The organism is Pantoea jilinensis, assembly GCF_019104105.1.
GTDB lineage: Bacteria > Pseudomonadota > Gammaproteobacteria > Enterobacterales > Enterobacteriaceae > Pantoea > Pantoea eucalypti.
The window spans coordinates 1654601-1675754 of the sequence record NZ_CP077746.1; the positions used below are offsets into that span (position 1 = coordinate 1654601).

Consider the following 21154-nt stretch of genomic DNA (forward strand, 5'->3'; position numbering starts at 1 on the left):
GGTTTTTAATCTTTTCTCTGCCAATCAATTTCTGTTCTTTTATTTATCCTGACACTCACCCTCATGGCTTTTAGCACCCTGGTTGAGCAGGTAAAAATGAAAAATATTACTGTTGTGGAACCGCAGTTTGTCAGCGCTTTTCAATGTATTGGCAGTGAATGTCGCGATCACTGCTGCAAAGGCTGGAATATCCATCTGGACAAGCCCACGGTCAATCGCTATCTGAAATCTTCGCAGATTGAAATTAAAACTCTGGCCATTGAAAATATTGATGTCACCCGAAAAAGCTATGCCAGTTGGGGCTTGATAAAGCTGACTGCATCAGGCAACTGTGCGTTTATGGATGAATCCAGTTTGTGCAAAGTACACGCCAAACTGGGCGTCTCCGCGCTGAGCAATACCTGCGCCACCTATCCCAGAAAGTCCCGGATTTTTAAAACTGAACAGCAAAAGACCCTGATGATTTCCTGTCCTGAGGCGGCCCGACAATTGTTATCTTCACCTGATGCGATGTTATTTGAGGAGACAATTAAGCCTCAGGCTGAAACCTTTAAAGCGAAAAATCTTGATCAGCAAAAGAAGCTGCTGAATCTGATGTGTCTGAATATTGTTAAAATCAGTGCATCAAAGCTAGATGAAGGATTCTACGCGCTGACGAGTTTTCTGCTGGGTGCTGATAGGATCAGCCCTGACAAAGATTGGCTTGAACAGATGGAACACAATTTTTCTGCCGTGCTAGATAGTCTGACTCAGGGCCATATCAGACAGCAGCTTGATCAGGTAAAGTCGGACCATAACCTGCAATGGTCTTTACTGTTAAGATTACAAACATGGTTCGGCAGAATGACAGACAAACGTGCTTTTCCTATGCTGTATCATTACCTTAATAAGCTGATTTATATTCAGACTGAAGGGGCTAAAACTGATGACGTCAGTCAGTCAATGATTCGGCTGGAGAACGTCTGGCAGAAGCAGGTTATGCCATGGCTTGCTGAGCGCCCATGGATAATGAACAACTATATTCAGTACCGAATTTATGATGAATTTTTTCCTAATGACGAAACCGGCAGCCCATTACTGAGTTTGTATCTTCTGACGGCAGAATGGTTCCTGCTTAAATCACTGATAGCCGCGAGTGTTGAATTAGTCGGAACCATTGATGAGGAGGATATTATCAATATCATCTACAGCTTCCACTCGATAACAAAGCATAATCCAGAGTCGGTGATAGCGTTTGTAGCCGAGATTAACAAAGTTAAGGTCAATGACGATCTGTCGCTGATTTATTTGCTGAAATAACCGTTTGTACCTTCATTAAAGCGTGTGCAGGAACCCGATGTTTCTTTCCATGGGCTTGCCTCTGCTGATATCTAAAGCGTGACTGCTGGCGTGCCGGGTTATTGTCAAACCGGCACACCAGGGCACTCGCACGCGATCAGGGCATTCGCTCTCGTTAGCAAAACGTCCTTTGTTCAGACCCTGACCACAATGGTGCAGGCCCGCTTTCTCTTATCCTTAAAACCACTCAACCCCGTTACAGTTCCCCCCACGCCTGCCGATAACTCTCTACAGAACAACATCATTAATGATTTTCACTTTGTGGAGTGTCTATGCGCTTCAATTATGACCTGTTACCGGGCGAGCGGCTGACCTTCGACGAAATCGCCCGGCGTTATGCTTTGCAATATCCTGATGAGAAAGAGCTGACAGCCCGCGCATTGCTCAGTCCCTCAACGGGCCTGCGTACGCTGAAGATTCGTGCGGTGTTCGCGCAGGAAGAGAGTAACAGTCCGCTGGAGGACCTGCTGTTCATCTCACATGACAACGAGCGAAAAAATTACCTGCGTCGCTTTGAGCACTACCTGAAGCAGAATCTCTCTTTCCTCTATTTCCGTCGCAGCGAGAACGAGAAGCGCGAAAACCTGTGGAAAGTGATGGGCAGCAGCCAGGTTTTCGCGATGATCGATCCGCAATCCGCCACGGCACAAAACCTGCTGAACAGTCGCGGCTATAAACTGGTGCTGATGCATCAGGATGATGATGACGCTTACTGGCAGCTCTTCAGTCCCCAGGCCGATCCCTGTTTTCCGCAGTCGCAGCGCATTCAGTTCATCGTAGTGCTGAGTACGCCGCAGCACAAAGTTCCTGCGGCGGTGATGCCCGGAACGGAGGTAGGGCGTCGGGTTAAAGCGCGGGTGCTGCAGCGTGCCAGTCAGGCGGAATTCAGCGCCGGTGTCAAAGCACGCTACGGCGCCTGTGTGATGACCGGAACCGAGCTGACCGAACGCCATAACTGGCCGTGGGTGGAAGCCTGCCATATCGACACACAGGAAGGCGATGACGGTATCCTGGCCGATAACAGCATCGATAATGGCCTCTTTTTACGCAGCGATTTACAGCGATTATTTATTAACCGACTGATTAGTATAAATGGTGAGTCGGGAGAGATTCAGGTGCACCCTGGCGAGGAGGCGCGGCAGCATATCGCGCCCTGGTATCAGGAGCTGGATGGTCGCGTCTGTAGCCTGTGGGCCGCCGTACCACCCGCCACGCGGCAACGGCTTCGCGCCCGTCGTTAATTTCTATTGATGGGTGCAGAACGATATGCACCCTGACTTAACAAAAATGAAATAGCCTCGTTTTACCCCGCCTATTCAGTCAATCGAAAACGCTACAGAATTGCATAATCATGCCGATAACTTCATTAACGCAGGGTAGTCAACGTGAACGATTTCTATACCGCCGAAGGCGTGATGGACAAGCATTCGCTCTGGCAGCGCTACGTGCCGCTGGTGCGTCATGAAGCGTTGCGTCTGCAGGTTCGCCTGCCGGCAAGCGTTGAGCTTGACGACTTGCTGCAGGCAGGTGGGATAGGGCTGTTAAATGCCGTAGAGCGCTACGACGCGCTTCAGGGTACAGCCTTTACCACCTACGCCGTGCAGCGTATTCGTGGCGCAATGCTCGATGAGCTTCGCAGTCGGGACTGGGCACCACGCAGCGTGCGTCGTAACGCACGTGAGGTGGCTGGCGCAATGCACAGAGTTGAACAGTCGCTGGGGCGTTCTGCTTCCGAGCAGGAAGTCGCGCAGCAGCTGAACGTTTCAATGGAGGAGTACCGGCAGATCCTGCTGGACACCAACAACAGTCAACTTTTCTCCTACGACGAGTATCGGGAAGAGCACGGCGACAGCGCGGAGCTGGTGACGGAAGGCCATGAAGAAGCCAATCCACTTCACCAGTTGCTTGAAGGGAGTCTGCGTGAGCGCGTCATTGAAGCGATCGAAGCGTTACCCGATCGTGAAAAGATGGTGCTGACACTGTACTACCAGGAAGAACTGAACCTGAAAGAGATTGGTGCGGTGCTTGATGTGGGTGAATCCCGTGTCAGCCAGCTGCACAGTCAGGCGATTAAACGCCTGCGGGCCCGACTTGCGGGAGCGCGCTAGCAGTATCAGTTCCTGGCGATTCAAAATTATAAGAAACCGGGGACTCAGTAATGGGAGCCAAGACCAAAGCCAGACCGTTAAGTCGTTATCTTAAAGACTATAAACACAGCCAGAGCAATTGTTCACACTGTGGCAAAGTATTAGATCGAATGGCGCTCGTTTTTCGTGGCCAGATCATCAATAAAGAGGCCATCGCTCGGATGGACCAGATGATTGATGAACAGCTGTGGCTGAAACTTCAGCCCGAGCTGACCGCGCTTTGTCGTTTTTGTAGTGATATTTTTTGCAATACCCATCCTAATTACTTCGACATTATGGCGTTTAAACAGTACCTGTTTGAACAGACAGAGATGAGCCCGAGCACGATTCGTGAGTATGTGGTGCGTCTCCGTCGACTGGATGAGATGCTGAAAGCCAAAAATTTCCCGGCCGAAAAGCTTAAAGGAAATAGCTGGCATCAGTGTCTGGAAAGCGATCTGCCCGATGCCGGTAATAACAATTACCGCATTGCGCTGCGCAAGTACGATCAGTTCTTAGGCTGGCAGCAGGCGTAAGCCTGATCTGCACCGATTGCTCCCCCGCGTGCCTGTGGCACAATCCTCTTTTCCCACCAGCCGGGAAAAAGGGGCGGGGGAGCACGGCGCTTCTTCCTCCTGGTTTTTTCCCTGCACTTCCGTCACACCGCATCTGCTGACACCTGAATAGGGTGATCCTTTTCGCATCTTCTGCAACACTGTAAGGATAATTCCCGTGCCCAAACGGAGGCCGCATTGTCTTTGCATTTGTTACACCAATTTCCTCGTCTTGAACTGCTGGGCGCACCGACGCCGTTAGAACATCTGCCACGGCTTTCTGATTATCTGGGGCGCGATATTTTCATCAAACGCGATGACTTCACGCCTGTCGCGATGGGTGGCAACAAGCTGCGCAAGCTGGAATTTCTGGCGGCCGATGCCCTGCGTGAAGGTGCCGATGTGTTACTGACTGCGGGCGCTATTCAGTCCAACCATGTGCGTCAGACGGCGGCAGTCGCTGCCCGGCTTGGCCTGAAGTGCGTAGCGCTGCTGGAAAACCCGATCGGTACACACGCTGAAAACTACCTGAGCAACGGCAACCGTCTGTTACTGGATCTGATGGATGCTGAAGTGATCATGGTGGATGCGCTGCACAATCCCACCGAACAGCTGGCTGAAGAGGCAACCCGGCTGGAAGCGCAGGGCTTTCGTCCTTACATCGTGCCGGTCGGCGGCTCAAATGCGCTGGGTGCACTAGGCTATGTGGAGTGTGCACAGGAGATCGCGCATCAGAGCGAAGGCGTGGTTGATTTCGCCGCCGTGATCGTTGCTTCCGGTAGTGCTGGCACCCATGCCGGACTGGCGGTAGGACTGGAGCATCTGCTGCCGGAAACCGAGCTGGTGGGCGTCACCGTTTCACGTCAAGTTGACGCGCAGCTGCCGCTGGTTGAGCGGCTGCGTCAGTCGCTGGCAGAGAAGCTGGAAGTACAGGTTAAGGCACCGATCACCCTGTGGGATGACTATTTTGCGCCACGCTACGGCGAGCCGAATGATGAAGGCATGGCGGCGGTAAAACTGCTGGCGCAGCTGGAAGGGATACTGCTGGATCCGGTTTATACCGGCAAGGCGATGGCCGGACTGCTGGATGGCATCAGCCAGAATCGTTTCCGCCGTGAAGGTCCGTTGCTGTTTATTCATACGGGCGGGGCACCGGCGTTATTTGCTTATCATCCTTCAGTCTGAGACAAGCGAATAAAACAGTTTATACTCCGTGCGTTATCATTTTGAACAGGCAGCGATACGCGGTGCTGCCCTTATAAGAACACACACACAATACTGTCAATAATGGGGTGAATATGTCCTTTTCTCGTGCAGGTCGTCAGATGGTGATGGGCGTTATGGCTGTGGCGCTGATTGCAGGCGTCAACGTTAAAACCTTTGCAGCGGAAAACCTGCTGAACAAAATTAAAGAGCGCGGCACGCTGCTGGTGGGGCTGGAAGGCACTTATCCGCCATTCAGCTTTCAGGATGAAAAGGGCAAGCTGACCGGTTTTGAAGTGGAATTCGCGGAACAGCTGGCGCAGCACATGGGCGTCAAAGCGAGCCTTAAACCCACCAAGTGGGATGGCATGCTGGCGTCACTCGACGCGAAGCGCATTGATGTGGTGATCAACCAGGTCACTATCTCTGATGAGCGCAAGAAGAAGTATGACTTCTCTACGCCATACACAGTCTCCGGTATTCAGGCACTGACCATGAAAGCCAACGCCAGCACTATCACTAAACCGGCTGATCTGGCCGGTAAGAAAGTGGGCGTGGGTCTGGGCACCAACTACGAGCAGTGGCTGCGCGAGAATGTGAAGGGCGTGGACATCCGTACCTATGATGATGACCCGACCAAATATCAGGATCTGCGTTCTGGCCGTCTGAATGCGATTCTGGTTGACCGTCTGGCCGCGCTGGATCTGGTGAAGAAAACCGGTGACACCATGGCCGTCGCGGGCGATGCGTTCTCCCGTCAGGAATCGGGCGTGGCGATGCGTAAAGGTAACGACGATCTGCTGAAAGCGGTCAACCAGGCTATTGCTGATATGCAGAAAGATGGCTCGCTGAGCAAGCTGTCTCAGAAATGGTTTGGCGCGGATGTGACGAAATAATGCAGGAAAGTCTTCAACTGGTGCTGGATTCAGCACCTTTTTTATTAAAGGGCGCGCTGTTTACGCTGCAGCTCAGCATCGGCGGGATGTTCTTTGGTCTGCTGCTGGGCTTTATTCTGGCGCTGATGCGTCTGTCACGCTTCTGGCCGGTTCGCTGGCTGGCGCGGATCTATGTCTCGATTTTCCGTGGCACGCCGTTAATCGCCCAGCTTTTTATGATCTATTACGGCCTGCCGCAGTTTGGCATTGAACTGGATCCGATCCCCTCTGCGATGATTGGTCTTTCCCTGAATACCGCCGCTTACGCCTCAGAGTCACTGCGCGGCGCGATTTCATCGATTGAACGCGGTCAGTGGGAAGCGGCGGCCAGTATCGGCATGACGCGCTGGCAAACGCTGCGCCGGGTCATTCTGCCGCAGGCCGCGCGCACCGCGTTGCCACCGCTGGGCAACAGCTTTATCAGTCTGGTGAAAGATACCTCGCTGGCAGCGACCATTCAGGTGCCGGAACTGTTCCGTCAGGCGCAGTTGATCACCTCACGCACGCTGGAAGTCTTCACCATGTATCTGGCGGCCTCGCTAATCTACTGGGTGATGGCAACGGTGTTGTCTGCGTTGCAGAACCGGCTGGAACAGCATGTTAATCGTCAGGATTCGGAGTCGAAATGAGCGCCATTGAAGTCAGAAAGCTGGTGAAATCGTTTAACGGCCAGACGGTGCTCCACGACATCGACCTTGATGTTGCCGCTGGTGAAGTGGTGGCGATTATCGGTCCCAGCGGCTCAGGTAAAACCACGCTGCTGCGCAGTATTAATCTGCTGGAAGTACCGGATAGCGGCACGATTCGTGTTGGGGAGATTACTGTGGATGCCGCGCTGGCGCAGAGCAAGCAGAAAGAGCAGGTGCGTCGTTTGCGTCAGCAGGTCGGCTTTGTCTTCCAGAACTTCAATCTGTTTCCGCACCGTTCGGTGATGGAGAACATTATTGAAGGGCCGGTCATCGTTAAAGGCGAGCCGAAAGCGGATGCAATAGCCCGTGCCCGCACTCTGCTGGAGAAGGTCGGGCTGAATGGTAAGGAGGAGAGCTATCCGCGCCGTCTGTCAGGAGGACAGCAGCAGCGCGTGGCAATTGCGCGTGCACTGGCGATGCGGCCGGAAGTCATTCTGTTCGACGAGCCGACCTCTGCGCTGGACCCGGAGCTGGTAGGCGAAGTGCTCAGCACCATTCGTGCCCTGGCCGAGGAGAAACGTACCATGGTTATCGTCACGCATGAGATGAGTTTTGCCCGCGACGTTGCGGACCGCGCCATTTTTATGGATCAGGGACGTATTGTCGAGCAGGGCGACGCGAAAGCGTTGTTCATTAACCCTCAGCAGCCGCGAACCCGTCAGTTCCTCGATAAATTCCTTAATCAGTAATTCTACTGCCTTCTCCGGAAGGCAGTTTTAGCCCTCCCGTACGCCTGTTTTAACGCAGCAATGGACTGCTTTTTCCTGAGTGTGCGGCGCAGTACCACAACTATTTATTTAGCCGTTAAACCTTTTGGCACATCTGACAAATCTTTTCTTTTCATCGGATATTAAATGGCTTTTACTGTTGCCACTTTCTCTTATTTATATTTTAGCGATCATCAGGCAATATTATCTTTTTTCCTGAGTGGAGCGGCGGTAATAAGCGTATCGCTGCGCCAATTAATAAGTGTAAGGAAACGTTCAGTCAGGTAAATAACTGTAGCAGCAGGGCCACTCTGCGGATTTTAAGAGTTTCGCTACATTCAACTTCGGCTCATTGGCGAATAATCGCTGGATAACCATAAAAGCAAAACTGCTTTCCTCGCTTTTACATTCCAGCATTCTGACCTACACAGCAGGAGTTATTAATGAGCCAGACGAAGTCAGATCAGATATTATGGGTAGATACCCTTAAGGGCGCCTGCATATTGCTGGTGGTCCTGTACCACACGGTTTTACCCGGCTTTGAAGGAACCATGAAATATCTCACTGCCGGATGGATTCCTGCCGAAATATGGATACAGTTTAATACGGTATTGTCGCCGCTGCGTATGCCTGCCTTTTTCTTTGTTTCAGGATTGCTGGCGACGAATGGCATTATTAACCGGCCCTGGGAACAGGTGTTTACCAGTCGTATCACCAATCTCTTTTATCTCTATATTCTATGGGGCTTTATTCAGTGGTGGTCTATCATAGGCATCTCTACTGAAATTACCGGCCAGCGCATTTCCCAGAATCTCAATGCCGCCTATGCGGGTTCACTATTCGAGTTCCTGAAACTGACCTTTATGGCCATGAGTACGTCATGGTATTTGTATGGGCTGGGGCTCTATTTCCTCTGTGCCAAAGTTTTCCGTCAATATAAGCTGGCCCTGGTATTGGTGGCGATCCTGCTGAATTACCTCGCGGTGGAAAAAGTGATTCCGTTCTGGGGTCCCCAGAGTCTGGCCCAATATTTCCTGTTCTTCCTGTTAGGTGCGTTCTGGAGTCAGACCATGCTGCGCCTGAGTGAGTGGCGGCGCGAGAATCTGATGCCCTGGGCGCTACTGGCAGCGGTCGCGGGGATTCATGTGATTTTCGGTCTGGATAAGAGTCTGTTCCTGTGCGTACTGGCTGTGTTGTTCAGTATTGCCGCGTGCCGCTGGCTGAATCAGCATTTCAGCATGCGCTATCTCAACTGGGTTGGCCGCAATACACTGCAGATTTACGTTATCCATCGTATCTTCATCGAGTTCTTTGGTATGTCTGCGATTCTTTTCGCGCAGCGTCATCATCTGTTTGAGCAGGCGTGGTTTTCGTTTCTCTGGGCTTGCTTCTATCCGGTGGCGATAGTCGGTCTGTGTTCGCTCTGCTCAGTGGCTATCTGGTCGCTGACCAATCGCGGCGTGGGGCAGTCGCTGTTTGTATTTCCGACACTGGTTAAGCGGGCGCATGGCAGGGGGTGAGGTTTGCGCCTTGCAGCGGGCTGCGCGGTAGCTTCCACCTGGAAGCGGGCAGGGTACGCTTTGCAGCGGGCTGACACTGAGCGGGTTACGCCCGCCAGGCGGTGGGGAGTTTCAGGTTGCCCGTTCAGGCGGACGCGTTAAGGGGCGTACGCCCGCCCCTTAACAATCCCGGCGTCCGGCAGCCTGCGCGCCCCGCGTTGCGGGGTGCCTTCGTCACGCCCTTTGGCCTGCGGACCGTCCGGACGCGCCATCCCTGGCGCGTTCCGTCCTTTCGCCGACGTCCTGTCGGCTCCTCCTTGCCTCCGGTTATTCCTCAGCGCTTCGGATGCCTCTGGTAAACCCCTGCCGGTGGGATTTTTGCCCGGTTCGGGGATTAAGGCCGCTGAAAGGGGGGGGAAGGGGCTGGCTGGTTTCGCTTTGCAGCGGGCTGACACTGAGCGGGTTACGCCCGCCAGGCGGTGGGAAGTTTCAGGTTGCCCGTGCAGGCGGACGCGTTAAGGGGCGTACGCCCGCCCCTTAACAATCCCGGCGTCCGGCAGCCTGCGCGGCCCGCGTTGCGGGGTACCCTCGTCACGCCCTGCGGCCCGCGGACCGTCCGGACGCGCCTTCCCTGGCGCGTTCCGTCCTTTCGCCGACGTCCTGTCGGCTCATCCTTGCCTCCGGTTGCTCCTCAGCGCTTCGGATGCCTCAGGTAAACCCCCGCCTTTAATATCCTGGTTTTTATCGGACGTAGCGTTGTCTGGTAATTTGAAAGCCAAAGCTAATTTTGAAAGCTATCAGCGGCAATGCATCAACATTAAAAAGAAGAGCCAACAGAGGATGGTGTGAAAGGCCACTCTTCCTGCCCGGCAGAGAGCCGCAGATAACCCTCCGGACTTACAGGGACGACGTACCCAACACAAAAAGAAGAGATAAAAAGTAGATAGGGTGGAAGGCCATTCTTCCTGCCCGGCAGAGAGACACAGATAATCCTCCGGACTTACAGCGACGACGTACCCAACACAAAAAGAAGAGATAAAAGCGGGGAAGGGAGGCCGTCAGAGCCGCTGAGCGGATGAGGGATTTCAGGACGAGCGGCAGGGATGCCGCGAAGAGGCGGGTTCGCGCCAGGGATGGCGCGTCCCGCCGGTCCGTAAGAAATCCGGAAGAAGCGAAGGAACCGCGAAGCGGCGGTGAAGCAGGCCGGAGCCCGGGGTCAAGGGGGCGCGGCGACTGGCGCCCCCTTGTTGGTCGCCTGCAGAGGCGTAACTGAAACTGGCCAGCTCACCAGGCGAACGAAACCTTCTCATAGCTCGTTCGCGCAGCGAACCCCCCAGCACCTGTGTGCACCCAAGCCCCTTCGCGAAGCGAACCCCCCCTTAAGCTTCAGCGCTACCCAATCGTCATCAGACTCGCATTACCGCCCGCCGCGGCAGTATTCACACTCAGCGAACGCTCAATCAGCAGACGTTCCAGCAGCAGATTGGTCTCGCCGCGGGCAAAGCCCTGCACCGAGACAATCGCGCCGTCGCGCGCCGCAATTTGTTCGCACAGGGTGCGCAGCTGATCGGCATCGCCGTGATAGATCACCGCATCAAACTCCGACGCTAACGGGTCACGCGCCAGCGTGATGCGTGCCTTCACGGCGTCAGGCAATGAGGCTCGCAGGGTGCGATGCAGCTCATCATCCGGCCACAACGCTTTACTGCCAACGCTGGTGACCGCAGCCAGCTGGACTAACGCATCCTGCTCGTTGTCAGCCAGACAGATCACCTGGTCACGCGGCAACAGCGAGAAAGTGTTACGTTCGCCGGTCGGGCCAGGCAACAGGCGGACCACGCCCGCCTGGGCCAGCTCGCCATAGTGCCGGCAGAGTTCAGCCAGCTCAGGCTTATCTTTAGCCCAGTTGCTGAGTGCCTGATGCGGTGCCAGCAAAGAGTGACGGAGCGTGCTGTCCGCCGGGCGCTCGGCATCCTGACGATCAAAGGTCAGACGCAGTGCGCTATCCGGGCGATGGGCCAGCAAGCGATAAAGATAGAGTGGGCCACCCGCTTTCGGACCGGTTCCGGATAAGCCTTCACCGCCAAACGGCTGAACGCCGACCACGGCGCCGACCATGTTGCGGTTAACGTAAAGGTTCCCGACCCGGGCGTTCGCCGTCACCTGCGCGATGGTTTCGTCGATGCGCGTATGCACGCCCAGCGTCAGGCCATAGCCGGAGGCGTTGATCTGATTAACCAGCTGCGGCAGGTTGTTGCGGGTAAAGCGCACGACGTGCAGCACCGGCCCAAAAATCTCTTTATCCAGATCGCTAACCTGATTCAGCTCAATCAGCGTCGGTTTCACAAAGGTGCCGCTATTCCACTCTTTGCTGTCCTGCGGGTTATCCTGCACCGCCTGATACACCGTGAAGCCCTTGTTACGCATCGCCTGAATATGACGGTCGATATTGGCTTTGGCTTCGGCATCAATCACCGGACCGATATCGGTTGAGAAGCGTTCCGGATTGCCCATGCGGCACTCCGCCATCGCGCCACGCAGCATCTTCAGCGTATGGTCGGCGACATCTTCCTGAATACAGAGCAGACGCAGGGCAGAGCAGCGCTGTCCGGCACTGTCGAAGGCCGAGGCGACGATATCGATCACCACCTGCTCAGTCAGCGCGGAAGAGTCGACGATCATCGCGTTCATCCCGCCGGTTTCCGCAATCAGCGGCACCGGACGACCATGTTGATCAAGGCGACCGGCAAGATTGCGCTGCAGCAGGGTTGCCACGGCAGTCGAGCCGGTAAACATCACGCCGCGAATCCGATCGTCTCCGGTCAGCTGTGCACCGACCGTTTCGCCCTGGCCTGGCAGCAGTTGCAGCACGCCTGGCGGCACACCCGCATCCAGCAGGATCTGAACTGCCTGCGCGGCAATCAGTGGGGTTTGCTCAGCCGGTTTTGCCAGCACGCTGTTGCCAGCTGCCAGTGCAGCTGCAATCTGACCCGTGAAAATCGCCAGCGGGAAGTTCCACGGACTGATACAGACCACCGGGCCAAGTGGACGATGCGTTTCGTTGTCGAAATCGTCCCGCACCATACCGGCGTAGTAATAGAGGAAATCAACGGCTTCACGGACTTCCGCGATAGCGTTGTTATAAGTCTTGCCCGCTTCACGCACCAGGATACCAATCAGCTGTTGCATCTGGCCTTCCATCTGCTGTGCAGCGCGTTCCAGAATCGCAGCACGCTCCTGCGGTGGCGTGGCAAACCAGATCGGTCCGCTGTTCACGGCGGCATCCAGTGCCACAGAGACCTCCTGCTCAGTAGCTTCGCGAACCTGACCAACACGGTCGCCCGGTGCGGCCGGGTTAAGGATATCGCGCAACTCGCCAGCACCCGCTTCACCCTCAATAATCGGCTCGGCCAGACAGGGCTGTGCGGCGCTGCTCAGCAGGGCGCTGGACAGTGAGGCAAGACGATGTTCGTTGGCCATATCCAGACCCGAAGAGTTAACGCGGTTATCGCCATACAGTTCGCGCGGCAGAGGGATCTTCGGATGCGGCAGGCCAATGGCGCCTTCGCTGGCACCCAGTTTCTCGACGGCAGTCACCGGATCGGCTACCAGCTCATCGATCGGCAGCGAGGTATCAGCAATACGGTTAACAAAGGAGGTGTTGGCCCCGTTTTCTAACAAACGACGAACCAGATAGGCCAGCAGGGTTTCATGGGTGCCCACCGGCGCATAGATACGGCAGGGACGATTAAGCTTGCCGTCCGCCACTTTGCCGACCACCTGCTCATACAGTGGTTCGCCCATGCCGTGCAGGCACTGGAACTCATACTGGCCCGGATAGTAGTTATTGCCCGCCAGTTGATAAATTGCCGCCAGAGTGTGCGCGTTGTGCGTCGCGAACTGCGGATAGATCAGGCTTGGCACCGCCAGCAGTTTGCGGGCACAGGCCAGGTAAGAGATATCGGTGTAAACCTTGCGGGTATAAACCGGGTAGCCCTCCAGGCCTTCCATCTGGGCGCGCTTGATTTCGCTGTCCCAGTACGCGCCTTTCACCAGACGGATCATCAGGCGACGGCGGCTGCGCTGTGCCAGATCAATCAGCTCATCAATGACAAACGGACAGCGTTTCATGTAGGCCTGAATCACAAACCCGATGCCGTTCCAGCCTTCCAGCTCTGGCTCGAAACAGAGTTTTTCCAGCATATCGAGTGACAGTTCCAGCCGATCGGCTTCTTCTGCATCGATATTGATGCCGATGTCATAAGAGCGGGCCAGCAGCGTCAGTGATTTCAGAATAGGATAGAGCTCGTCCATCACCCGCTCATACTGCGCGCGGCTGTAGCGGGGATGCAGTGCGGAGAGCTTGATGGAGATGCCGGGTCCTTCATAAATGCCACGTCCATTCGACGCTTTACCAATGGCATGGATCGCCTGCTGATAAGAGAGCAGATAGGCTTTGGCATCGCCTGCAGTAAGTGCCGCTTCGCCCAGCATATCGTAAGAGTAGCGGAAACCTTTCTCTTCCAGCTTGCGGGCGTTAGCCAGCGCTTCGGCAATGGTTTCACCGGTAACGAACTGCTCACCCATCAGACGCATCGCCATATCCACGCCTTTGCGGATCAGTGGCTCGCCACCCTTACCAATAATGCGGTTAAGCGAGCTGGAGAGGTTCGACTCATTGTGGGTCGAAACCAGGCGGCCGGTAAACAGCAGGCCCCAGGTCGCTGCATTGACAAACATTGAGGAGCTGCGTCCCAGATGTGACTGCCAGTTGCCATTGCTGATTTTGTCGCGAATCAGCGCATCGCGCGTGGGCTTGTCAGGAATACGCAGCAGCGCTTCAGCCAGGCACATCAGCGCTACGCCTTCATGTGAGGAGAGAGAGAACTCCTGCAGCAGACTTTGCACCATGCCAGCGCGTCCGGTTGCCCCTTTCTGGTGCCGCAGCTTGTCGGCGAGCTGATAAGCCAGCTGATGGGTTTTCTCTGCCAGCGCTGCCGGCAAGCGGGCCTGCTCCAGCATCATGGGTACTGCATCAGTCTCCGGACGACGCCAGGCGGCGGTCACCGCTGAACGGGTCACTGACTGAGGTAAAATCTGCTCTGCGAAGTCAAGGAACGGCTGGTGCGACTCCTCTGGCTGGGTGTCATCGGACTCCGCGACCGCCAGGGCAGAAAGCGGGATCTCCGGCACGGCGTCGCCGCTTTCAAGCTGGCCCAGGTAGTTAAAGATCGCCTGTTTAATCAGCCAGTGTGGCGTGCGATCAATCCGCTGTGCAGCCAGTTTGATGCGCTCACGTGTTGCGTCATCCAGTTTTACACCCATGGTGGTTGTAGCCATGACTCCAGAGCTCCTTGTAGTGGTTCGGTACGGCGTTGGCTGCACTATCACTTAAGTTGCAACTTTGTGCAACCGTGTTAAATGTGAGCCAGTTAACACCCTTTAAATGAGGCCGATTGTTAAATTTCTCAAAGCGGCATGGATATTGCTGCAAGATCCTCGCCAGGTTGGCAAGCCTGATAAAAAGCGGTTTTATGGCGGGTAATTCCGTGGTGCAACCGGATAACTGTGAGCGAGTGCAACCTATCAGCACGTTTTCACAAACGGTTAGTGAAATCACTGTAACGCCTGTGTTAAATCCATTGTGCGCGCCACGCCTTTCCGGCAGGATACCGCGCCGCTGGGAAATGACTGACGCCCTGACGAAAAAATCGGCCCGCTTTGCCCCGTTCCGGCTGGCGGGTAGCTGGCGATTTCTCTTGGATATCAAATAATAAGTGGAGAGACAGATGAGTGTAAGTACACCAATGCTGGTGACCTTTGTGATTTATATTCTTGGGATGGTGTTGATTGGTTTTATAGCCTGGCGCTCAACCAAAAACTTCGATGATTACATCCTCGGTGGCCGCAGCCTGGGTAGCGTGGTCACGGCACTCTCTGCCGGTGCCTCCGATATGAGCGGCTGGCTGCTGATGGGATTACCCGGTGCCATTTTCATCTCCGGTATCTCTGAAAGCTGGATTGCGATTGGCCTGACCATCGGTGCCTGGCTGAACTGGAAAATCGTGGCGGGTCGCCTGCGGGTCCAGACCGAGCATCATGACAACGCGCTGACGTTGCCGGACTTCTTCACCAGCCGCTTTGAAGACCACAGTAAAATCCTGCGTGTCATTTCTGCTCTTGTGATCCTGGTGTTCTTTACTATCTATTGCGCCTCGGGCGTGGTGGCCGGTGCGCGTCTGTTTGAAAGCACCTTTGGTATGAGTTATGAGACTGCTCTGTGGGCGGGTGCAGCGGCGACTATCCTCTATACGCTGGTGGGTGGGTTCCTGGCGGTAAGCTGGACCGATACCGTCCAGGCAAGCCTGATGATTTTTGCGCTCATCCTGACGCCGGTGTTTGTGATTATCGCGGTCGGCGGCTGGTCTGATTCCATGGCAGTGATTGAAGCGAAAAGCCTGGAAAATCTCGACATGCTCAAGGGGCTGAACTTCGTGGCGGTCATCTCGCTGCTTGGCTGGGGTCTGGGTTACTTCGGGCAGCCGCATATCCTGGCGCGTTTTATGGCGGCAGATTCACATCGCTCAATCCGTACCGCACGTCGCATCGGTATGACGTGGATGGTGCTCTGTCTGGCGGGCGCTGTGGCGGTGGGCTTCTTTGGTATCGCCTACTTCCAGAACAACCCGACGCTGGCAACGGGCGTTAATGATAATGCTGAGCGCGTCTTTATTGAGCTGGCGCGTATTCTGTTCAACCCATGGATTGCGGGAATTCTGCTGTCAGCGATTCTGGCCGCCGTGATGTCAACGCTGAGCTGTCAGCTGCTGGTCTGCTCCAGTGCCCTGACTGAAGATCTCTACAAAGGTTTTCTGCGTAAAAATGCCAGCCAGAAAGAGCTGGTGTGGGTAGGGCGTCTGATGGTGCTGCTGGTGGCACTGATTGCCATTGCCCTGGCGTCTAATCCGGAAAACCGCGTGCTGGGCCTGGTGAGCTACGCCTGGGCGGGCTTCGGTGCTGCGTTTGGTCCGGTCGTGCTGTTTGGCGTCTGCTGGAAGCGCATGAACCGCAACGGTGCGCTGGCGGGCATGATTATCGGTGCGCTGACCGTGCTGGTGTGGAAACAGTATGGCTGGCTGGGACTGTATGAAATCATCCCAGGCTTCATCTTTGCCAGCATCGCGATCGTGGTCTTCAGCCTGATGGGACGTGAACCTTCAGCAGAAGCGCAACAGCGCTTTGTCGCTGCAGAAGCAGAGTTCCAGACCAAATAAGCGAAGCGTTAATCCTTAAGGCCTGTCCCGGAAGGGGCGGGCCTTTTTGTTACAAAGATAAATCACCCAAAGATGAAATTATCTCCACCAGTAACTTGTTTTTTTCGCAGCGATAATGATAATCGGTATCGTTTACACTTTACCTGATTTTACTATTTATTGACGCTGCTTAACATTCAAGAGGTTGGCGATGTTTGTTCCTTTTCTCATCATGCTGCGTGAAGGGCTTGAAGCCGCGCTGATAGTCAGCCTGATAGCCAGCTATCTCAAACGCACCCAGCGCACCCAATGGTTCCCGGCGATGTGGGCGGGCGTGTTTATCGCCGCTGCACTCTGTCTGGGCCTGGGTCTGTTCATCAATGCCACCACCGGTGAATTCCCGCAAAAAGAGCAGGAGCTGTTTGAAGGTATTGTGGCGCTGATTGCGGTCGTCATCCTCACCTCAATGGTGTTCTGGATGCGCAAAGTGGCACGCAATATCCGGGTTGAGCTTGAGCAGGCGGTCGATCAGGCGCTGCACCGCTCCGGCCGTGGCGGTCTGGCGCTGGTGCTGATGGTATTTCTGGCCGTGGCACGTGAAGGGCTGGAGTCTGTCTTCTTCCTGCTGGCCGCCTTTACTCAGGATGTCGGTTATGCGCCGCCGATTGGCGCGGTGCTGGGGCTGGCAACGGCGGTGGTGCTGGGCATGCTGCTCTACTGGGGCGGTATCCGCCTGAATATGGCGCACTTTTTCCGCTGGACCAGCGTGTTCATTTTATTTGTTGCGGCGGGCCTGGCGGCGGGGGCAATTCGTGCGTTCCACGAAGCAGGCCTCTGGAATCGCTTTCAGGATGTGGCGTTCGACCTCAGTAGTACTTTATCGACCCATTCGCTGTTCGGCACCTTGCTGGAAGGGATTCTGGGATATCAGGAGGCCCCAAGCGTGAGTGAAGTGACCGTTTACTTCGTCTACCTGATCCCCGCGCTAATTTTGTTCTTTATGCCTGCGCGTCCTGCTGCGTCGGCCACGGTGTAATCAGACATTTAACAGGCGCGCCCGCCGCGCCGGCAACTTAACAGGGAATATCGAGATGACAATGCGTTTCCGCCGCAAGGCACTGCTGCTTCCTCTGCTGGCGATCTCCGCTTCGGCCGCGGCAGCGGTTCCTCAGGTTACCGTTAGCGTCAACGACAAGCAGTGTGAGCCGATGAGCTTAACGGTCAAGGCCGGCAAGACTCAGTTCCTGATCAAAAACAACAGCCAGAAAGCGCTGGAGTGGGAAATCCTCAAAGGCGTGCTGGTGGTTGAAGAGCGTGAGAACATCGCGCCAGGCTTCAGTCAGAAGCTGACCGCCAATCTGGAAGCAGGCGAATATGAGATGACCTGTGGTCTGCTGAGCAATCCTAAAGGCAAGCTGATTGTTGAGGCGGGCGAGGGCACGGCGAAAAGCACCACTTCCGCGCGTATGCAGTTAGAAGGCCCGATCACCGCCTATAAAGCGTATGTGACGGATCAGGTGAATCAGCTGGTCAGTAACACCCAGGCGTTTACTGATGCTGTTAAAGCGGGTGATGTGGAAAAAGCCAAAATGCTGTTTGCGCCGACCCGTCAGTATTATGAGCGCATTGAGCCGATTGCTGAGCTTTTCTCCGATCTCGACGGCAGCATTGATGCCCGTGAAGATGACTACGAGAAGAAGGCAGCCGATCCTAAGTTCACCGGTTTCCACCGTCTGGAAAAAGCCCTGTTTGCGGATAACAGCACCAAAGGCATGGCGGACTACGCGGATAAGCTGAATAAAGATGTGAAAGATTTGCAGGTGCGCATCAGTGAACTGGCCTTCCCGCCAGCTAAAGTGGTTGGCGGCGCGGCCGGTCTGATTGAAGAAGTGGCCTCCAGCAAAATCTCCGGTGAGGAAGATCGCTACAGTCGTACCGACCTGTGGGACTTCCAGGCCAACATTGATGGCGCGCAGAAAATTGTTGAGCTGCTACGCCCGATGGTGAGCAAAGCGAACCCGCAGTTGCAGGCTAAGGTTGACGCTAACTTCAAAAAAGTCGATGCAATCCTGAGCAAGTACCGCACCAAAACCGGTTTCGAATCCTATGAGAAACTGACCAGCGCCGACCGTAACGCGCTGAAAGGACCGATCACCGCGCTGGCGGAAGATCTTTCGTTACTTCGTGGCACTTTGGGTCTGGATTAATCATGAGTCGTAAGGAAGATGACGCGCAGCCTGCGCGTCGTCGTTTACTGAAAGGTTTGGGTCTGCTGGGCGGCGCGGCGGCGATCGGCGGCGGTTGTCCGTTCCACGCCGCTGCTGCGGACAGCTTTTCGCCGGGTACGGTAACGCCGCAGGCGCGACAGCAGACGCAGCCGTTTTACGGTCCACATCAGGCGGGCATCACGACGCCCCAGCAGGCATCGATGATGCTGGTGGCATTTGATCTGCTCAGTAGTGATAAAGCGGAGCTGAAGCGTCTGTTCCAGCTACTGACCCAGCGTATCGCCTTTCTCACCACGGGAGGGCCGGCACCTGCGGTGACTAATCCGCAACTGCCGCCAATGGATTCCGGCATTCTTGGGGCGACTATCGCGCCTGATAATCTGACAATTACTGTGTCGGTCGGCCATTCGCTGTTTGATGAACGCTTTGGTTTAGCGCCTCACAAGCCGAAAAAATTGCAGCCGATGACGCGCTTCCCCAATGATTCGCTTGATGCCAGTCAGTGTCATGGCGATCTGCTGCTGCAGATTTGTGCTAACACGCAGGATACGGTGATTCATGCTCTGCGTGACATCATCAAGCATACGCCTGACCTGCTGGGTGTACGCTGGCGACGCGAAGGTTTTATCTCGGACCACGCGGCACGTAGTCAGGGGCAGGAGACGCCGATCAATCTGCTGGGTTTTAAAGATGGCACCGCCAACCCGGATACGCACAATCCTGCTCTTATGAACCAGTTGCTGTGGGTGACCTCCGATCAGGATGAGCCTGTCTGGGCGCGCAATGGCAGCTATCAGGCAGTACGACTTATTCGCTTTCACGTTGAAATGTGGGACCGCACCCCACTGGGTGAGCAGCAGACTATCTTTGGTCGCGAGAAGCTGAGCGGCGCGCCACTGGGCATGCAGCATGAACATGACGTGCCGGATTACGCGCGTGATCCGGATGGTGAGGTCATTGCACTGGATGCGCACATTCGTCTTGCGAACCCCCGCACACCTGAGACCGCCAGTAGCCTGATGCTGCGACGTGGCTACAGCTACTCTGCGGGTATCTCTGCATCCGGGCAGCTTGAGATGGGATTATTGTTCGTCTGCTACCAGCACGATCTGGAGCGTGGTTTTCTCACGGTGCAGCAGCGTCTCAACGGTGAAGCGCTGGAAGAATATATCCGTCCTTTTGGCGGTGGTTACTTTTTCGCTTTACCCGGAGTTGCCGACGCCAGCCATTATTTAGGACAGTCGCTACTGGAGACTTGATTAATTTTTGAACAGCGCGGGCGGGCCTGTCTCATGCCGCCCGCGGTTTACCACTTTCAGGTATTATTGGCTAAGTTTTTACTGAGATTTACCGGGTGTCGGGTGTTTATAAAATATGGTAATTGACTGAAATGTAGAGATTTTACATTTTGCCTTAAAAGAAATACTTACCCGCGATTAGCAATTCCTTTGCCAGCAGGTAAAATTACTGTTGCAAAGGCCCAACAAAATGGTGCAATTTATTAAACAGGCGTAATCGTATGTGTTGATGTATCACACTGGAGTTCGCGAATGGGTCGAGTCTTTAATGGAAAGTCACTGTCACTAAATAAATTGCGCCTGACCGCGAGGGCAATTCTGCCTCGTTATTTCTCCCTTCCTTCAACCATTTCTTTTGTCTTATCGCATCCTGTTTTATCCGGTGTTCAGCCACGTCATTGTGTTGCTGCATACCCATTATCCTGTCCTGTCATGGCTCTAAAGGAAGCCAACTGAAACCTCTAAAGCGTTCACGTAATCGCAACGGGTCAACGACCTCGCGCGGGAAATGAAACCAACTGAAAGGTGCCACTATGGGAAGACAGAAAGCAGTGATCAAAGCGCGTCGTGAAGCAAGAAGAGTGCTTCGCAGTGACTCTCGCAGTCATCGTCAGCGCGAAGAAGAGTCGGTCACTTCGCTGGTGCATATGAGCGGACTGGATGCAATTGGCATGGCGCGTGATACGCGTGACCGGTTACCGATTGAGGCCCGTAATGAAGCTCAGGCGCACTATCTTAATGCCATAGGAACGAAACAGCTGATCTTCGCAACCGGTGAAGCCGGATGCGGTAAAACCTGGATCAGTGCTGCGAAAGCAGCTGAGGCCCTGATTAATAAGGATATCGACAGGATTATCGTTACGCGCCCGGTACTACAGGCAGATGAGGATCTGGGTTTCCTGCCCGGTGATATTTCTGAGAAATTCGCCCCTTATTTCCGCCCGGTTTATGACATTCTGGTTAAACGTCTTGGCGCATCATTTATGCAATATTGTCTGCGTCCGGAAATTGCCAAGGTAGAGATTGCGCCTTTCGCCTACATGCGAGGCCGCACTTTTGAAAATGCTGTGGTGATTCTGGATGAGGCGCAGAACGTTACCGCCGCGCAGATGAAAATGTTCCTGACCCGACTGGGCGAAAACGTCACAGTCATTGTTAACGGCGATATTACCCAGTGCGACTTGCCCGCTGGGGTGCCTTCCGGTCTCGCGGACGCGCTGGCGCGTTTTGAAGAGGACGAGATGGTTGGCATTGTGCGCTTTGTCAAAGAGGATTGTGTGCGTTCTGCGCTGTGTCAGCGCACCCTGCACGCGTATAGCTAGCG

At 54.8% G+C, this 21154-nt stretch carries 16 protein-coding genes; 15 read left to right on the forward strand and 1 reads right to left on the reverse strand.

What is annotated here, in order from left to right; translation table 11 throughout:
* Positions 1-96: 96 nt before the first annotated feature.
* The 9 genes from fliB to KTJ90_RS07730 all read left to right on the forward strand — a co-directional run bounded on the left by fliB (position 97) and on the right by KTJ90_RS07730 (position 9072).
* Positions 97-1299, forward strand: a complete 1203-nt coding sequence (gene fliB / locus KTJ90_RS07690; protein ID WP_499026163.1) for a flagellin lysine-N-methylase — start codon at positions 97-99, stop codon at positions 1297-1299.
* Positions 1300-1610: 311 nt separating this feature from the next.
* Positions 1611-2579: an HNH endonuclease signature motif containing protein gene (locus KTJ90_RS07695; RefSeq protein WP_275769358.1), complete on the forward strand. Its 969-nt coding sequence runs from the start codon at positions 1611-1613 to the stop codon at positions 2577-2579.
* Positions 2580-2723: 144 nt separating this feature from the next.
* Positions 2724-3446, forward strand: a complete 723-nt coding sequence (locus tag KTJ90_RS07700; RefSeq protein ID WP_003854529.1) for an RNA polymerase sigma factor FliA — start codon at positions 2724-2726, stop codon at positions 3444-3446.
* A 50-nt stretch (positions 3447-3496) separates the two neighbouring features.
* On the forward strand, positions 3497-4000 hold the full coding sequence (gene fliZ, locus KTJ90_RS07705; RefSeq protein WP_008926851.1) for a flagella biosynthesis regulatory protein FliZ: 504 nt from the start codon (positions 3497-3499) through the stop codon (positions 3998-4000).
* A 216-nt stretch (positions 4001-4216) separates the two neighbouring features.
* Positions 4217-5203 carry a D-cysteine desulfhydrase gene (locus tag KTJ90_RS07710; protein ID WP_039660002.1) on the forward strand — a complete coding sequence of 329 codons (987 nt, stop codon included), beginning with the start codon at positions 4217-4219 and terminating at the stop codon, positions 5201-5203.
* Positions 5204-5316: 113 nt separating this feature from the next.
* Positions 5317-6117, forward strand: coding sequence for a cystine ABC transporter substrate-binding protein (gene tcyJ / locus KTJ90_RS07715; protein WP_033743520.1), 801 nt, complete (start codon positions 5317-5319; stop codon positions 6115-6117).
* Positions 6117-6785, forward strand: a complete 669-nt coding sequence (gene tcyL, locus KTJ90_RS07720; protein ID WP_003854540.1) for a cystine ABC transporter permease — start codon at positions 6117-6119, stop codon at positions 6783-6785. Before tcyJ ends, tcyL begins: the two co-directional genes overlap by 1 nt.
* Positions 6782-7534: an L-cystine ABC transporter ATP-binding protein TcyN gene (tcyN, locus tag KTJ90_RS07725; RefSeq protein WP_283543847.1), complete on the forward strand. Its 753-nt coding sequence runs from the start codon at positions 6782-6784 to the stop codon at positions 7532-7534. Before tcyL ends, tcyN begins: the two co-directional genes overlap by 4 nt.
* Positions 7535-7995: 461 nt before the next feature.
* A complete protein-coding gene (locus KTJ90_RS07730) occupies positions 7996-9072 on the forward strand; it encodes an acyltransferase family protein (RefSeq protein WP_283543848.1) in 1077 nt (358 codons plus the stop codon).
* 1371 nt (positions 9073-10443) lie between these two features.
* Here KTJ90_RS07730 and putA read toward each other — a convergent pair.
* Positions 10444-14391 carry a trifunctional transcriptional regulator/proline dehydrogenase/L-glutamate gamma-semialdehyde dehydrogenase gene (gene putA, locus KTJ90_RS07735; RefSeq protein WP_499026167.1) on the reverse strand — a complete coding sequence of 1316 codons (3948 nt, stop codon included), beginning with the start codon at positions 14389-14391 and terminating at the stop codon, positions 10444-10446.
* Between the two features lie 116 nt (positions 14392-14507).
* Here putA and KTJ90_RS07740 point away from each other — a divergent pair, with 116 nt between their 5' ends.
* The 6 genes from KTJ90_RS07740 (at position 14508) to phoH (ending at position 21152) form a co-directional block, all read left to right on the forward strand.
* The gene (locus KTJ90_RS07740; protein ID WP_476158591.1) at positions 14508-14825 is read left to right on the forward strand and encodes a hypothetical protein; all 318 of its coding nucleotides are present in this window, start codon (positions 14508-14510) and stop codon (positions 14823-14825) included.
* Positions 14826-14840: 15 nt separating this feature from the next.
* Positions 14841-16325: a sodium/proline symporter PutP gene (gene putP, locus KTJ90_RS07745; RefSeq protein WP_033762713.1), complete on the forward strand. Its 1485-nt coding sequence runs from the start codon at positions 14841-14843 to the stop codon at positions 16323-16325.
* A 190-nt stretch (positions 16326-16515) separates the two neighbouring features.
* Positions 16516-17340 (forward strand): iron uptake transporter permease EfeU, encoded by an 825-nt coding sequence (gene efeU, locus KTJ90_RS07750; protein WP_008925387.1) that lies wholly within the window; start codon positions 16516-16518, stop codon positions 17338-17340.
* A 55-nt stretch (positions 17341-17395) separates the two neighbouring features.
* Positions 17396-18511: an iron uptake system protein EfeO gene (gene efeO, locus KTJ90_RS07755; RefSeq protein WP_499026170.1), complete on the forward strand. Its 1116-nt coding sequence runs from the start codon at positions 17396-17398 to the stop codon at positions 18509-18511.
* Positions 18512-18513: 2 nt separating this feature from the next.
* Positions 18514-19791 (forward strand): Dyp-type peroxidase, encoded by a 1278-nt coding sequence (efeB, locus tag KTJ90_RS07760; protein ID WP_499026172.1) that lies wholly within the window; start codon positions 18514-18516, stop codon positions 19789-19791.
* A gap of 572 nt (positions 19792-20363) precedes the next feature.
* Entirely contained in the window at positions 20364-21152 is a 789-nt protein-coding gene (gene phoH / locus KTJ90_RS07765; protein ID WP_499026174.1) for a phosphate starvation protein PhoH, read from the forward strand.
* Positions 21153-21154: the final 2 nt, after the last annotated feature.

Excerpts from the sequence above, each read along its gene's own strand:
- putP (WP_033762713.1), top strand. The coding sequence starts at position 14,841 with ATGAGTGTAAGTACACCAATGCTGGTGACCTTTGTGATTTATATTCTT.
- KTJ90_RS07695 (WP_275769358.1), top strand. The coding sequence starts at position 1,611 with ATGCGCTTCAATTATGACCTGTTACCGGGCGAGCGGCTGACCTTCGAC.
- fliB (WP_499026163.1), top strand. The coding sequence starts at position 97 with ATGAAAAATATTACTGTTGTGGAACCGCAGTTTGTCAGCGCTTTTCAA.
- KTJ90_RS07730 (WP_283543848.1), top strand. The coding sequence starts at position 7,996 with ATGAGCCAGACGAAGTCAGATCAGATATTATGGGTAGATACCCTTAAG.
- efeO (WP_499026170.1), top strand. The coding sequence starts at position 17,396 with ATGACAATGCGTTTCCGCCGCAAGGCACTGCTGCTTCCTCTGCTGGCG.
- tcyN (WP_283543847.1), top strand. The coding sequence starts at position 6,782 with ATGAGCGCCATTGAAGTCAGAAAGCTGGTGAAATCGTTTAACGGCCAG.
- tcyJ (WP_033743520.1), top strand. The coding sequence starts at position 5,317 with ATGTCCTTTTCTCGTGCAGGTCGTCAGATGGTGATGGGCGTTATGGCT.
- phoH (WP_499026174.1), top strand. The coding sequence starts at position 20,364 with ATGGGAAGACAGAAAGCAGTGATCAAAGCGCGTCGTGAAGCAAGAAGA.
- fliZ (WP_008926851.1), top strand. The coding sequence starts at position 3,497 with ATGGGAGCCAAGACCAAAGCCAGACCGTTAAGTCGTTATCTTAAAGAC.
- efeU (WP_008925387.1), top strand. The coding sequence starts at position 16,516 with ATGTTTGTTCCTTTTCTCATCATGCTGCGTGAAGGGCTTGAAGCCGCG.
- putA (WP_499026167.1), bottom strand. The coding sequence starts at position 14,391 with ATGGCTACAACCACCATGGGTGTAAAACTGGATGACGCAACACGTGAG.
- tcyL (WP_003854540.1), top strand. The coding sequence starts at position 6,117 with ATGCAGGAAAGTCTTCAACTGGTGCTGGATTCAGCACCTTTTTTATTA.
- efeB (WP_499026172.1), top strand. The coding sequence starts at position 18,514 with ATGAGTCGTAAGGAAGATGACGCGCAGCCTGCGCGTCGTCGTTTACTG.